General features: G+C 65.9%; 12 protein-coding genes. 5 read left to right on the top strand and 7 right to left on the bottom strand.

The genetic code is table 11. From position 1 onward, the window contains the following. Window positions 1–58 precede the first annotated feature (58 nt). Window positions 59–688, bottom strand: coding sequence for a TetR/AcrR family transcriptional regulator (locus tag ACTNFK_RS11490; protein WP_433646396.1), 630 nt, complete (start codon window positions 686–688; stop codon window positions 59–61). Between the two features lie 159 nt (window positions 689–847). On the opposite strand from ACTNFK_RS11490, the gene ACTNFK_RS11485 reads away from it, so the two are divergent. After that, window positions 848–2,167 carry a M20/M25/M40 family metallo-hydrolase gene (locus ACTNFK_RS11485; protein ID WP_435937683.1) on the top strand — a complete coding sequence of 440 codons (1,320 nt, stop codon included), beginning with the start codon at window positions 848–850 and terminating at the stop codon, window positions 2,165–2,167. Window positions 2,168–2,191: 24 nt separating this feature from the next. Here the strand turns inward: ACTNFK_RS11485 and ACTNFK_RS11480 are convergent, their stop codons facing one another. Together ACTNFK_RS11480 and ACTNFK_RS11475 are read right to left on the bottom strand one after the other, a co-directional pair. Next, window positions 2,192–3,544 carry a D-alanyl-D-alanine carboxypeptidase family protein gene (locus ACTNFK_RS11480; protein WP_435937684.1) on the bottom strand — a complete coding sequence of 451 codons (1,353 nt, stop codon included), beginning with the start codon at window positions 3,542–3,544 and terminating at the stop codon, window positions 2,192–2,194. Between the two features lie 10 nt (window positions 3,545–3,554). Continuing rightward, window positions 3,555–4,421, bottom strand: a complete 867-nt coding sequence (locus ACTNFK_RS11475) for an IclR family transcriptional regulator (RefSeq protein WP_435937686.1) — start codon at window positions 4,419–4,421, stop codon at window positions 3,555–3,557. A gap of 143 nt (window positions 4,422–4,564) precedes the next feature. Between ACTNFK_RS11475 and ACTNFK_RS11470 the strand changes: the two genes are divergently transcribed. The 3 genes from ACTNFK_RS11470 to ACTNFK_RS11460 are packed head-to-tail and all read left to right on the top strand — an operon-like array spanning window position 4,565 to window position 7,109. Continuing rightward, window positions 4,565–5,287, top strand: coding sequence for a CoA transferase subunit A (locus tag ACTNFK_RS11470; RefSeq protein ID WP_435937688.1), 723 nt, complete (start codon window positions 4,565–4,567; stop codon window positions 5,285–5,287). 2 nt (window positions 5,288–5,289) lie between these two features. Beyond that, on the top strand, window positions 5,290–5,934 hold the full coding sequence (locus ACTNFK_RS11465) for a CoA transferase subunit B (RefSeq protein ID WP_435937690.1): 645 nt from the start codon (window positions 5,290–5,292) through the stop codon (window positions 5,932–5,934). Continuing rightward, window positions 5,934–7,109, top strand: a complete 1,176-nt coding sequence (locus ACTNFK_RS11460; protein WP_435937691.1) for an acetyl-CoA C-acyltransferase — start codon at window positions 5,934–5,936, stop codon at window positions 7,107–7,109. Before ACTNFK_RS11465 ends, ACTNFK_RS11460 begins: the two co-directional genes overlap by 1 nt. Window positions 7,110–7,196: 87 nt before the next feature. Here ACTNFK_RS11460 and ACTNFK_RS11455 read toward each other — a convergent pair whose 3' ends face one another. From ACTNFK_RS11455 to ACTNFK_RS11445, 3 genes are all read right to left on the bottom strand, one after another. Beyond that, on the bottom strand, window positions 7,197–8,381 hold the full coding sequence (locus ACTNFK_RS11455; RefSeq protein ID WP_435937692.1) for a 4-hydroxybenzoate 3-monooxygenase: 1,185 nt from the start codon (window positions 8,379–8,381) through the stop codon (window positions 7,197–7,199). 118 nt (window positions 8,382–8,499) lie between these two features. Continuing rightward, window positions 8,500–9,252, bottom strand: coding sequence for an IclR family transcriptional regulator (locus ACTNFK_RS11450; protein WP_435937693.1), 753 nt, complete (start codon window positions 9,250–9,252; stop codon window positions 8,500–8,502). Window positions 9,253–9,425: 173 nt separating this feature from the next. Continuing rightward, a complete protein-coding gene (locus ACTNFK_RS11445; RefSeq protein ID WP_435936932.1) occupies window positions 9,426–10,652 on the bottom strand; it encodes an IS30 family transposase in 1,227 nt (408 codons plus the stop codon). Between the two features lie 592 nt (window positions 10,653–11,244). Between ACTNFK_RS11445 and ACTNFK_RS11440 the strand changes: the two genes are divergently transcribed. Beyond that, window positions 11,245–11,829, top strand: a complete 585-nt coding sequence (locus ACTNFK_RS11440) for a putative endonuclease domain-containing protein (protein ID WP_435937759.1) — start codon at window positions 11,245–11,247, stop codon at window positions 11,827–11,829. Window positions 11,830–12,019: 190 nt separating this feature from the next. Here the strand turns inward: ACTNFK_RS11440 and ACTNFK_RS11435 are convergent, their stop codons facing one another. After that, entirely contained in the window at window positions 12,020–13,246 is a 1,227-nt protein-coding gene (locus tag ACTNFK_RS11435) for an IS30 family transposase (RefSeq protein ID WP_435936932.1), read from the bottom strand. Window positions 13,247–13,284 lie beyond the last annotated feature (38 nt).

Raw genomic sequence — 13,284 nt, 5'->3', positions numbered from 1 at the left:
ACTGCCGCGGCTCGCCTCTTGAACCCTCGCGTGCGCGGGGGTTCAAGAGATCCACCAGTTAGCCGAGCACTGACCGCATCTGATCGAGTACATCGTCGACGTGCGCGTCGCCAGCAGCAATGTCACCGTCTTGCTGAGCCATCGCCGAAATGAGTGCCCCCAACGCGGCGTGCGCGAGCCCCACGGCAAACGTCGCCTCCTGTACCGGGTCGGCCAGCTTCGCGTGCTCGGGATGTTCAGCGAGCCACCCGGCGATCACCGGAATCAGCTTCACCGACCCCTCGACGAGGATGCCCGATGCGAGCTGCAGCGCGGCTGGCTGTTCGGCGCTCAACTGCGCGCGTTTGCGTGCGACCTCGGAGTTCACGTGCTGGTGCCCGATCGACGCGAAGATCAGGCGGATCGCTCCGCGCACCAGGTCGCCGGCTGCGGAGGCGAGCACAGCGGCAGCCTCCTCGCCCTGTAGTGGCTCGACGGCCCGGCCGACGATCGCGTAGTCGCGACCGGCGAAGTAGTTGAAGAACGTGCTGCGCGAAATGTCGGCCTGCTCGCAAATCATCTCGACGGTGACGTGTTCGATACCGTGTTCGAGCGCGAGCGACACCGCGGAGACTTCGATCGCGTTTTCCGTGGCACGCTTCTTGCGTATCCGGAGCCCCAACTGGGGCTGTGAATCTGTGTTCGGCATGATTGCTCCCTGTAGTGCGTCTGGCTCCGCCCCTCGAGAACCTGATCCAAGTTTAGACGAGGAGTCAGAAGGTGTCCTGATAGTGAACGGGTAGTCTTGAGGTATCAATGGGCGGCCCGTCAGGCCGCCTACTCGCGAAGCTTCCGGAGGTGGGTGCGGGTGTCTGAAGACGCGGTCGGACTGCTCCGCGCGCTGATCCGCGAGGCCTGCGTGAACACCGGCGATCCAGCCTCGGGCGGGGAGATTCGCGCGGTGCGGGTGCTGCAGAGATTCTTTGCCGACGCACCGGTCGAGATACAGGTGTTCGAGGCGGCCCCAGGTCGCGCCTCGCTGATCGCGCGAGTGCCCGGCACCGACCCTGCGGCACCCTCGCTCGGCCTGCTCGGGCACCTCGATGTGGTGCCGGTCGATGCGGAAAGGTGGACCCGCGATCCGTTCGGGGGAGACCTGGTTGACGGCGAGGTGTGGGGCCGCGGCGCGGTCGACATGCTGTACCTCACCGCGGTCTTCGCGTGCGCGGTGCGGGAGGTGGCGCTCGCGCCCAACCCGCCTCGTGGCGACCTGGTGCTGCTCGCGGTTGCCGACGAAGAAGCTGGCGGCGAGTACGGCCTCAAGTGGTTGCTCCGGGAACACCCCGAGGCGATCCGGGTCACGGAGGCGCTCTCGGAAACCGGCGGCATGCGCATGGGTGGCCACGTCGCCATCGATGTCGCAGAGAAGGGTTCGGCCGGTCGTCGACTGGTGGTGCGCGGGCGCCCCGGTCACGCCTCGATCCCGTTCGGCGCGGAGAGCGCGGCGGTCAATGCTGGCATCGTGTTGCAGCGACTTGCCCTGGTGGAGCCCGCGGTCGAGCTGGGTCCGCTGTGGGACGCGTTCGTAGCGGCACGCATCGCGGATCCACTGCTCGCCGAGCGAATGCGCGACCCGGTGCGGCTCGACACGGCACTGGGCGAGCTCGGGGGCATCGCGGGCTACGCGCACGCGATCTCCCGTGTCACTATCTCGCCGACGGTGCTGCGCGCGGGGCAGGCGCACAACGTGATCCCGGGCGAGGCGACGATCGATCTCGACATCCGCACGCTGCCCGGCACCACCGACGAGGCGGTCGACGAGCTACTGCTCGACATGCTCGGGGGCGATGCCGAGGGCGTTGAGATCCAGCACCTGCGCGGGTGGCCCGCCTCAGAATCACCGATCGACAACCCGCTGTTTGCCGCGGTCTCGCGTGCTGTGGAGGAGACTTCTGGCACTCCCGTCGTGCCGATCATGGCCGCGGGCGGGTCGGATGCGCGGCTGTTTCGGGGCATCGGCGTGCCCGCGTATGGCTTCGGGTTGCTCTCTGCCGACTGGAGCTACGAGCGGTACCGCGAGATGATCCACTCGCATGATGAGCGCATCGATGTCGAGTCGGTGCGGCTCACGCTTGAAGCGCTGCGTCGGGTCGTCGCCGCGCGCGTCGGTTCCGCTTTCGGCACCTGACCGTCTGGTGCGTAGGCCTGGCTCTCAGGCTTCCGAGTTTGCTTGTGGATCGGCCCAGCCGAACACGATCGCCGGGTGGGTGAGGCGCCACCACAGATCCGGCTCCGCGATGGCAGCTGCGGTGACCACGGATACGCGCTGCTCGCCTGTGGGGGTGGTGGTGATCCACTCGCCAGCGACCGTGCCAGCCGGCGCGATGCCTTCCGAGGGTGCCGAGAGCGTGGCGAGCGTGATCGCGCGGCTTGCGCTCTCGCCGGGCACGAGCACGGCGGCGGAGGCCTCGTTCGACACGAGCGACACGGTGTCGCCGGTCCAGGTGACGAGCGAACCCGCCTCCTCGCCCTCGGCAAGGATCTCGACGGGCTGCGGTTGACCCTCGAGCAGCGCGAGTATCTCTCTGCTTGAGGCGACGCGGTCGGATGCGGTGGAACGCCCGAGCGATACCGAAATCTTCACCAGTGCGCGGCCGCTCGTTTCGCTCGCCTGGGCGGCGAGCAGATTGAACCCGCTGGCGAAGAGGCGGCCGGTCTTCAGCCCGATCACGCCCGGGTCAGTGCCGAGCAGGGGATTCGTGCTCTCCACGATGCCGATGCCGGGGATCTCGGTGCTCTGCATCCGCACGATCTCGGACAGCGTAGGGTCGGCGAGTGCCAGCCGGGCGATGCGCACGAGATCTGCGGGGGAGGCCTGGTTGCCCGCGTCCATGCCACTCGGCTCCACGATGGTGAGTGAATCGAGACCGTGGGTGGCCTTCCAGCCGTTCACCGCGGCGACAAACCCCTCGTTGTCTCCGAAAATGGCATAGGCATAGGCCTGGGCGAAGTCGTTTGCCGAGGGCAGGAGCATGAGCTCGAGCATTTGCCGCTGGGTGTATTCGCTGCCCTCGGGCACCGGGAAGGCAATGCCGTCGAGCGCAATAAGTTCGGACTGTCGCTGCCGATCGGCGGGGGTCCACGCGTGGGTGAAGCCGTCAGACCCGGGCTCGAGCGGGCTCACCACTTGACCCACCAGCGCGGTGACCAACTTGGTGATGCTCGCGATCGGCTGTGGCTCGGCGGTGTTCGCCCACACGTCATCGTCGTGGGCCCAGCCGGCCGCTGAGGGAAGTGCCTGGGCGTTGATGCCGGCCTCGAGCGCGGACGCGTCGGCCTTGTACTCTGCCTCTTCCGCGACGCTGAGGGTGCCCTTGAGCGCCGGGAGTTCGATGGTGGTGACGGCGACGGTGTAGCTTGCGGCGCCGAGCACCAAGATGAGAAGGCCCGAGACGACCGTGCGGCGGCGTCTACGCAGCATGCGCGCCCGTGCGGCGGCCTTCAGAGCCTGCAGATCCTGTTGCGCCCGCTGATGGAGCAAATGAGGCAGGGGGGTGTCTGTCACCCTGTCGAGCCTACCCGCGGGCGAGCCGCTGCGTCAGCCGGTGCGCGTGCTCGAGGAGGAGGCGCCCAAGTGCGGGGCGCCGATCCGCTGAGAATCGGGGTTCGATGCCCGTGAGACTGAGCGCGTACGTCGGCTGCCCCGTCGGCCCAAACACCGCGGCACCCATACCCCAACTACCCTCGACCACGAGGCCGGGGTTCACCGCGTACCCGGTGTGGCGGGTCTCGGCGATGGCAGCCCGAAGCCGTTCCGCCCTGTGCTGCGGGCCAAACTCCTTTTCGAGATGGGCGCGCTCGAGGTAGCTTTCGACGGTCTCTTCGGGGAGGAACGCAAGGATCGCGAGGCCGGCGGAGGCCACCCCGAGTGGAAAGCGCTTGCCCTCGTAGAGCACGAATGAGCGGATGGGGAAGGCACCGTCTTCGCGCAGCAGACACACAGTCTCGTTGCCGCGCCGAGCCGAAAGAAACGCGCTCTCCCCGGTGGCCTCGGCGAGCGCCGCGACGTGCTCGCGCGCGATCTCTGAGATGTCGTAGCGTTCGGCCGCGACCGCCCCCAAGAGGTAGATTTCGGGCCCGAGCAACCAGCGTCCGGTGCGCTGGTCACGGTCAATGAATCCCTGCTCGGCGAGCGAGCTCAATAGACGGTGCGCCGTCGGCCTGGTGAGGGCAGTGGATCGCGCGATCTCACTCGTTCCTCTGCCCTGCGGCATGCCCTGGCTCACGGCGCGCAGTACCTCGGCGATGCGGCCCACGACCTGCGCGCCGGCCACCGAGCCTTCAGTGTTTCGTTCGCCGCTTTTCCGTCCACCTGTGTTCCGTCGACCTGCGTCCTGTCCGACAGCGTTGCGTCGATAGTCGCTCGCAAGTAATTCGTCCATATTGTGAACGATACATCACGGTGGGGTCACCATGCGAGCACTTGATCCGTGACATGTTGTGCGAGATTGACCTATCTCATTAGGTTTCTTACTCTCGAGGTAGTTGATCCACTTGATCACATGATGAACGGAGCTGAGCGACAATGGTGTCAAAAATCGCACAGAGCGCGGCGGAGGCGCTCGACGGCCTCGTCGAAGACGGGATGACTATCGCGGTCGGTGGCTTCGGCCTCAGTGGGATCCCGGTGAACCTCATTCGCGCACTGCGCGACACCGGGAAGCGCGACCTGACGATCGTCTCGAACAACATGGGCGTCGACGGCAAGGGGCTTGGGCTGCTGCTCGAGAACCGGCAGGTGCGGAAGGTGCTCTCCTCGTACGTGGGCGAGAACAAGCTTTTTGCCGAGCAATATCTCGACGGCACGCTTGAGGTTGAGTTCGTGCCGCAGGGCACACTCGCCGAGCGCATGCGCGCAGGGGGCGCCGGCATTCCCGCGTTCTACACGCCGACGGGCGTCGGCACCCCGATTGCTGAGGGGAAGTCCGAGGCCGAGTTCGACGGGAAGCGCGCGATTCTCGAGCGCGGCATCGTGGCGGATCTCGCGCTCGTGCGGGCCCACACTGGCGACTCCGAGGGCAACTTGCGGTACCGGCTCACGGCGCGAAACTTTAACCCGCTCGCCGCGATGTCGGGTCGCGTGACGATCGCTGAGGTCGAGCATCTCAGCGAAGAGTACCTCGACCCCGAGCGGATCGACACCCCCGGTGTCTTCGTGCAGCGCGTCGTGCGCGTCGAGGATCCGACCAAAGACATTGAACAGGTCACCGTGCGGCCGCGCGCCGCCGCAGCCGGAGAGGTGGCGTAACCATGTGGACGCGAGACGAAATGGCCGCGATTGCGGCATCCGAGTTGACCGACGGTCAGTACGTGAACCTCGGCATCGGCATTCCGACCCTGGTCGCGAACCACCTGCCGGCGGGTATCAGCGTGAAGCTGCAGAGCGAAAACGGCATCCTTGGCATGGGACCTTTCCCCTTCGAGGGCGAGGAGGATGCCGACCTGATCAACGCGGGCAAGCAAACGGTGACGCTCCTGCCCGGCGCCTCGATCTTCGACTCGGCCACATCGTTCGGCATGATCCGTGGCGGTCACGTGCAAACCGCGATTCTCGGTGCGATGGAGGTCGCGGCGAACGGTGACCTCGCGAACTGGACGATCCCGGGCAAGCTCGTCAAGGGCATGGGCGGGGCCATGGATCTCGTCGCCGGCACCCCGCGCGTGATCGTGATTACCGACCACGTGTCGAAGGATGGCAGCCCGAAGATCGTTGCCGAGTGCACGCTGCCGTTGACGGGGGCGGGCGTGGTGGATCGAATCATCTCCGACCGGGCCGTCTTCGACGTGGTCAATGGGGCGTTGGTGTTGCGTAGGCTCGCACCCGGGCATGATGAAGGTGAGATACGCTCTCTCACCGGAGCTGATTTCACCGTTGAACTTGAGGAGATCCACTGATGACCGCACTGATTGCCGGATACGCACGCACCCCGTTCGTGAAATTTACCGGACAGTTCGCGGCGCAGCCCGCCACCGTGCTGGGTGCCCACGCCGTTCGCGCGGCGCTCTCTCGTGCGGGGGTCGCCCCCGAGCAGGTTGACCAGGTGGTCGCAGGCCAGGTGCTGCAGGGCGGCGCGGGGCAGAACCCGGCGCGGCAGACGGCGGTCGGCGCAGGAATTCCAATGAACGTGCCCGCGATCACCCTCAACGCGGTGTGCCTGTCGGGCACCGAGGCGGTCGCGCAGGCGGTGCGCCTCATCAACGCGGGCGAAGCCGACGTGGTGGTCGCGGTGGGGCAGGAGTCGATGTCGCTGGCGCCCCACGTGATCCCGATGCGCGCGGGTACCAAGTACGGCACCGCCCAGTTGATCGACACAGTGGATCACGACGGCCTGACCGACGCGTTCGAACGCACCGCGATGGGTTCACTCACCGAGGCCGGTAACGCACCGCTCGGCCTGACGCGCGAGCAGCAGGACGCGTTCTCTGCCGAGTCGCACCAGCGTGCCGCGGCGTCAGCCGAATTCTTTGCGGGTGAGATCGAGCCGTTCACGGTGGTCTCGCGCCGCGGCGACACGGTGGTGTCGGCCGACGACGGGATCCGCCCCGAGACGACCGCCGAGTCGCTCGCTGGCCTTCGCCCGGCGTTCTCGAAAGACGGCACGATTACCGCGGGCAACGCGTCTCAGATCACTGACGGTGCGGCTGCGCTCGTGATCGTGAGCGAGGCCGCGGCAGAACGGCTTGGCCTTTCGCCGATCGCCCGGGTCGAGGCCACCGCGTTCGTCGCGGGGCCTGACTGCCACCTGCACTCGCAGCCGGCGCGCGCAATCACGGCTGCTCTCGCTCGCGTGCCCGGTGGGGCCTCGGTCTCCGACCTTGCCGCGGTTGAGATTAACGAGGCCTTCGCTGCGGTCGGCGTGCAGTCGGCATCTGAGCTGGGGCTCGATCCCGCGATTGTGAACCCGCACGGTGGGGCGATTGCGCTCGGCCACCCGATCGGCGCATCGGGCGCGCGCATCGTGGGCACGCTCGCGCGTCAGCTCGCGTCGCTCGGCTCAGGGTCGCTCGGTGCAGTCGGCATCTGCGGCGGCGGCGGCCAGGGCAGCGCGGTGGTCCTCAGGGCGCTCTAAACACAAGGTGGACGACGGTGCAGGTTTCGACGATCGTGAACCCTGCACCGACGTCCACTCGGTGTGGATGAGGTCGCGTGACCGACGCTACAGCTCAGTCTGGAACGGCCAGCCGGTGTACGCCTCGGCGAGGTACGTGCGACCCGCCTCGCTCTCGACCACCGAGCGCAGCTCACCGAGCTGACGCATCTGGTCAAACTCGGTCGACTCGGGCGAGAGGTGCAGCATGCTCGTCATCCACCAGGAGAAGTGCTGCGCCTTCCAGATGCGCTTCTGCGCGGTCTCCGCGTACCTGTCGAGGGGGCGTTCGTCGTTCCGCAGCAAGAGCGCCTGCAGCGCCTGGTTGAGCAGGATCACGTCGGCGACGGCGAGGTTCATGCCCTTCGCGCCGGTCGGCGGCACCGTGTGGGCCGCATCGCCGACGAGCGCCGCGCGCCCGTGCCGCAGCTCCTTCACCACGAAGCTGCGGAAGCGCAGTACGTCGCGCTGGAAGATCGGGCCACGCTTGAGCTCGGTGCCCGGCACGCGCGACTGGAGCTCGTCCCAGATCTGTTCCTCGCTGAGGGCTGCCGTATCTGCCTCGGGGTCGCACTGGAAGTACATGCGCTGCACGGTGTCGCTGCGCTGGCTAATCAGCGCGAAGCCATTCGCCGAGTTGCTGTAGATGAGTTCCTCCGAGCTCGGCGGCGCCTCGCACAGGATCCCGAACCACGCGAAGGGGTACTCGCGGAAATAGCCACTCGTCCTCGATCCGGTGACCGCCGGGCGCACGACGCTGCGCGAACCATCGGCGCCGACGATGAACTCGGCCTCGATCGTAAACGGCTGGCCCTCGGCGTCGGTGCCCTTGAGGCTGGGGCTCGCGGTGTCGACACCCTCGACGCTGTCGACCGTGGTGCTGAAGCGCAGATCCTGCCCTGCCTCGAGACGCGCGGCGATCAGGTCGATGAGCACCTCGTGCTGCGGGTAGAGCCAGACGCTCCGGCCGGTCAGGCTCGGGAAATCGATGCGGTGCGTTTCGTCGGCGAAGTGAAGCTCGATGCCGTCGTGCCGATGCCCGGCGGTGTGCACGCGGCTGGTGGTGCCGACCTCGGCGAGGATGTCGACCGTGCCCTGCTCGAGAATTCCCGCACGAATCGTCTGCTCGATCTCGTCGCGGGTCCGGGTGTCGAGTACGACCGAGTCGATGCCGGCCTGCTCGAGCAGGTGCGACAGCAACAGGCCAGCGGGGCCTGCGCCGACGATGGCAACGCGGGTGCGGGTGGTGGTCATTGGGTCTCCTTTGACAGTGGATCAGTCAGTCGTTCGTGCGGCTCGCACGCGGTGGTGCTCACCAGTGTGCGGCGGATCCGGATCCACTGCCGCTGAATTCCCATTGAATGGGAGTCCGCTAGGGCCTGGTGTGGCGCAGCTCCGCCTCGATCGCGCGCGCCGCCCCCTGCAATTGGGTCAAGGCGGGCTGCGGATCCACCTCGCGTGGAAGCACCACCGAGAGCGCCGCGACGACCTCGCCAGCGTCCCGGATCGGCACCGCGACACCTGTCGACACCGCCTCGATCGAGCCGCGCGCCACGACCACGCCGGTGCGCCGGATCTCGGTCAGCGCTCGCCGCAGCGTGCCCGGGTCGGTGATGGTGCCCGGCCCGACCGCGACAAGCGGCCCCGCGAGCACGCGCTCGCGCAGGGTCGGGTCGGCGTGCGCGAGCAGCACCAGCCCCGAAGACGAGGCGTGCAGCGGGAGCCGCCCCGCCACCCGGGTGATGTTCGAGACCGCGTCGGGGTGCGAGAGCCGCTCGAGAAAGAGCGCCTCGTCGCGCTCGAGCACCGCGAGCTGGGTGTGCTCGCGCAGCTCCGCCTGCACCGCTTCCATGTGGGGCAGCGCGGCTTGCCTGAGTCTCAGGGCAGTGGATCCGCGCAGCGCCAACTCCCACAGGCGCAGGCCGAGTCGCACGCGGTGCTCCTCGTCCCGCTCGAGCATCCCGGCCCGCACTAGCTCGTCAACCAGCCGGTGCGCGGTGGCGCTCGGGAGCCCCGCCCGCCGCCCGATCTCACTCGCGGTCTGGACGGTCCGATCGGCGCCGAAGGTGTCGAGCACGCGCACGACGCGCTCGATCATCGACTCCCCGCTCGCAGAATTCGCCATGCGCCTAGCTTGCCACGCGCCGCGCGGAGCGCGTTCCGACCCCCACTGCTCAGACAACCTCGCCCGCCCTGCTCTCCCCAGCTTCGCGGCAGCCCCGCTGCATCGCCCCACCCCGCCACATACCACGCTCAACCAAAAGGTGGGCAGTAGATGTCGGAATGCCGCGGGCGGTTTCAGCTTGCTAGCGCAACACCGGTGATGAGTGGTTCGAGTTTCTCACGCGGCGTGTAGTACCCGAGTGTTTTCCGTGGCCGATCATTCAAAAGCTGTTGCATCTCCTCAATGTCGACATCACTGACGTGGTTGAAGTTGCTGCCCTTGGGATAAAAATCACGTATCAAACCATTCAGGTTTTCGTTCGAGCCGCGCTGCCAGGGCGAGTGGGGGTCACAGAAAAACACTGGGCAATCAGTCGCGATCGTGAACTCGGCGTGCTGCGCCATTTCACTGCCCTGGTCCCAGGTGAGGGTCTTGCGCATACTCGCGGGGAGACCCTTGACCAGATCCTGCAGAACATCAATCACGGTCGTTGAATCCCGCTTTCCCGGGAGACGCCCGATGAGCGCATACCTGGTGCGGCGTTCCACGAGCGTCACGAGCCCCGAGTTGTCTGGACCGACCACCAGGTCGCCCTCCCAATGCCCGGGAACCGCACGATCAGCGGCTTCCGCGGGACGATCGGTAAGTCTCGCCCCCTCCAGCCAGGGACGGCTGCTACGCCGCGGCAGTTTCGATTGCGGGATACGGCCGGTCCGACCCGAACGCAATGCCTTCTCAACGGTGAGCTCGTGCCGGAGTGCGCCTTTGCCCTGCACATACAGCGCTTGATAGATCGTCTCGTGGGACACGTGTCTCTCCGGATGGTTGGGGTATTTCAACCGTAACCGTTCAGCGACTTGCTGCGGTGAATGCTTCGCGTTCAACCCTGCCATGACCGCCACACGCAACCAGGGGTCTGCGAGTCTCCCCGGCCGTGTGCGAGGCCTTGCGGTGAGCGCCCGATAGTGGGCGACTTCGGCAACATATCTTCGCTGTGTCGCGTACTCCACACCATGCTGTGAGAGTTCACGCGACACCGTCGATGCGGACACTCCCAGTTCGCTCGCGATGCGACGCATCGAGAGCGGCTCAGGCAACGACCTCGCTGCCTGAATGTAGGACCGGTCAGCGAGCGTGAGTCGACGATACGCACGACCGGAGTGCACAGTGACCACACGGTCCATGTCAACGGCCGCGACACCGCCATGGTGTCCCAGAGTGAAAGTCATGCCAGCGAGTATGGCCCAACGACTCAGCGTCGTACGCGCGACACCCATCGCGCGGCTCACTTCCAAAGCGGACATGCCACGGGTGAGCGCGACTAACACGCGCTCCCGTTCATCCCAGGACAAGATATTCATGTGCGTAACCTCCAAATGGTTGGAGTGTTGCGCTAACCCCCTGAAACCGCCGCGCCATTCGAGCATCTACTGCCCACTGAACGCGAGTTTGCGTGGGCGAGCCTGTGGATAACCAAGGGGGGAGCTAGATGCGGGCATCCGACTGTGGAAAACGAAAGCGCAGGATCCAAGCTCTTGCCACGATGGCCACATGCGAACCCCTTCACCACTTCCGAGCGACCTCGGAAGCGCGTTCACCGTTTCTGCAGCGCGCGAACGCAATGTCAGCCCCGGGAGGCTGCGTGGCAACGATCTTTACTCTCCGTTTAGAGGAGTGCGGATCCGCCAACGCACAGAAGACGCTCACCTGAACCAGTATCAGCGTGCGCACCGGCGGGAGCTCGACCTGATTGAGGCGCTGGCGCACGGCCAATCCGCGGCTCATTTCGTCAGCCACCGAAGTGCCGCACTCATGTGGGGCGCTCCGATGCCGTGGTCTCGGGGCCTGGATTTGCACCTGAGTGTGCTGGCGCCGCGGCGAGCACCCCGGATCGCGGGTGTGCATGGCCACAGGTTCGAATCGAGTCGCTGTCGAGTAGAGGAGCGAAACGGGATGTTGCTCTCCTCCGCGGCCGCGACATGGGCGATGTTGGGTGAGCTGTCGCTCTTTGATCTCGTGGCCGTTGGGGATTATCTCGTCCGCGTGAACCGTGCTGGCTACGGGCGCCCGAACGCGGGGGTTCCTGCGCCCACGACTGTTGCTGAAATACAACAAGTCCTCGCGCTCGGCAGGTGGGAGGGCATGGTGCGACTCAGGCAGGCTCTCACCCTCATTCGAGAAGACTCCTGGTCGCCTCGTGAAACGGCTACCCGGCTCACCCTGGTTCTCGCCGGGCTGCCGGAGCCTGAGTTGAATCGTGACGTTTTCGACGAGTCGGGTCGTTTCCTCGCGTGCCTGGACCTCGCCTTCACTGACTTCAAGGTTGCGGTCGAGTACCAGGGCGAGCTACACGCGGGGTCGTACGCCGAGGATGTTGAGCGCATCGAACGACTGAGGGCTGAGGGGTGGATCGTGCTCCAGGTCACCCGAACCCTCGCCCGCCAGCCTCGCGCACTTGTAGAGCGCGTGGCCGCGGCGCTGCGTGAACGAGGGTGGGAGGACCGCCGGAAAAGCACCCATCAAGCAACCCCGCGGTAAGCGGGAGATGGTCTCTAGCTTGGCCACCGTGGTGACCAGCTGGCATTCGTGCCCACTTTGCCCTCATGGCAAGTGCGGGCGAAGCCTGCACGCGGCAGCCCGAATCGACACGGTCCACGATGCGGCCGATTCACAGGGGTGCGAAAAGCCACATCAATGGGCAGTAAATGTCGGAATCGGAGCGGCGGTTTCAGCTTGCTAGCGCAACACCGGTGATGAGTGGTTCGAGTTTCTCACGCGGCGTGTAGTACCCGAGTGTTTTCCGTGGCCGATCATTCAAAAGCTGTTGCATCTCCTCAATGTCGACATCACTGACGTGGTTGAAGTTGCTGCCCTTGGGATAAAAATCACGTATCAAACCATTCAGGTTTTCGTTCGAGCCGCGCTGCCAGGGCGAGTGGGGGTCACAGAAAAACACTGGGCAATCAGTCGCGATCGTGAACTCGGCGTGCTGCGCCATTTCACTGCCCTGGTCCCAGGTGAGGGTCTTGCGCATACTCGCGGGGAGACCCTTGACCAGATCCTGCAGAACATCAATCACGGTCGTTGAATCCCGCTTTCCCGGGAGACGCCCGATGAGCGCATACCTGGTGCGGCGTTCCACGAGCGTCACGAGCCCCGAGTTGTCTGGACCGACCACCAGGTCGCCCTCCCAATGCCCGGGAACCGCACGATCAGCGGCTTCCGCGGGACGATCGGTAAGTCTCGCCCCCTCCAGCCAGGGACGGCTGCTACGCCGCGGCAGTTTCGATTGCGGGATACGGCCGGTCCGACCCGAACGCAATGCCTTCTCAACGGTGAGCTCGTGCCGGAGTGCGCCTTTGCCCTGCACATACAGCGCTTGATAGATCGTCTCGTGGGACACGTGTCTCTCCGGATGGTTGGGGTATTTCAACCGTAACCGTTCAGCGACTTGCTGCGGTGAATGCTTCGCGTTCAACCCTGCCATGACCGCCACACGCAACCAGGGGTCTGCGAGTCTCCCCGGCCGTGTGCGAGGCCTTGCGGTGAGCGCCCGATAGTGGGCGACTTCGGCAACATATCTTCGCTGTGTCGCGTACTCCACACCATGCTGTGAGAGTTCACGCGACACCGTCGATGCGGACACTCCCAGTTCGCTCGCGATGCGACGCATCGAGAGCGGCTCAGGCAACGACCTCGCTGCCTGAATGTAGGACCGGTCAGCGAGCGTGAGTCGACGATACGCACGACCGGAGTGCACAGTGACCACACGGTCCATGTCAACGGCCGCGACACCGCCATGGTGTCCCAGAGTGAAAGTCATGCCAGCGAGTATGGCCCAACGACTCAGCGTCGTACGCGCGACACCCATCGCGCGGCTCACTTCCAAAGCGGACATGCCACGGGTGAGCGCGACTAACACGCGCTCCCGTTCATCCCAGGACAAGATATTCATGTGCGTAACCTCCAAATGGTTGGAGTGTTGCGCTAACC

This window comes from Leucobacter fengyongliangi, from assembly GCF_052386045.1.
This window is presented reverse-complemented; position numbering and strand designations above follow the sequence as displayed.

What these genes read in the sequence shown, in the direction of transcription:
- ACTNFK_RS11435 (WP_435936932.1), bottom strand. Translation starts at nt 13,246, where the DNA reads ATGAATATCTTGTCCTGGGATGAACGGGAGCGCGTGTTAGTCGCGCTC.
- ACTNFK_RS11445 (WP_435936932.1), bottom strand. Translation starts at nt 10,652, where the DNA reads ATGAATATCTTGTCCTGGGATGAACGGGAGCGCGTGTTAGTCGCGCTC.
- ACTNFK_RS11455 (WP_435937692.1), bottom strand. Translation starts at nt 8,381, where the DNA reads ATGACCACCACCCGCACCCGCGTTGCCATCGTCGGCGCAGGCCCCGCT.
- ACTNFK_RS11465 (WP_435937690.1), top strand. Translation starts at nt 5,290, where the DNA reads ATGTGGACGCGAGACGAAATGGCCGCGATTGCGGCATCCGAGTTGACC.
- ACTNFK_RS11450 (WP_435937693.1), bottom strand. Translation starts at nt 9,252, where the DNA reads ATGGCGAATTCTGCGAGCGGGGAGTCGATGATCGAGCGCGTCGTGCGC.
- ACTNFK_RS11475 (WP_435937686.1), bottom strand. Translation starts at nt 4,421, where the DNA reads ATGGACGAATTACTTGCGAGCGACTATCGACGCAACGCTGTCGGACAG.
- ACTNFK_RS11490 (WP_433646396.1), bottom strand. Translation starts at nt 688, where the DNA reads ATGCCGAACACAGATTCACAGCCCCAGTTGGGGCTCCGGATACGCAAG.
- ACTNFK_RS11440 (WP_435937759.1), top strand. Translation starts at nt 11,245, where the DNA reads ATGTTGCTCTCCTCCGCGGCCGCGACATGGGCGATGTTGGGTGAGCTG.
- ACTNFK_RS11470 (WP_435937688.1), top strand. Translation starts at nt 4,565, where the DNA reads ATGGTGTCAAAAATCGCACAGAGCGCGGCGGAGGCGCTCGACGGCCTC.
- ACTNFK_RS11460 (WP_435937691.1), top strand. Translation starts at nt 5,934, where the DNA reads ATGACCGCACTGATTGCCGGATACGCACGCACCCCGTTCGTGAAATTT.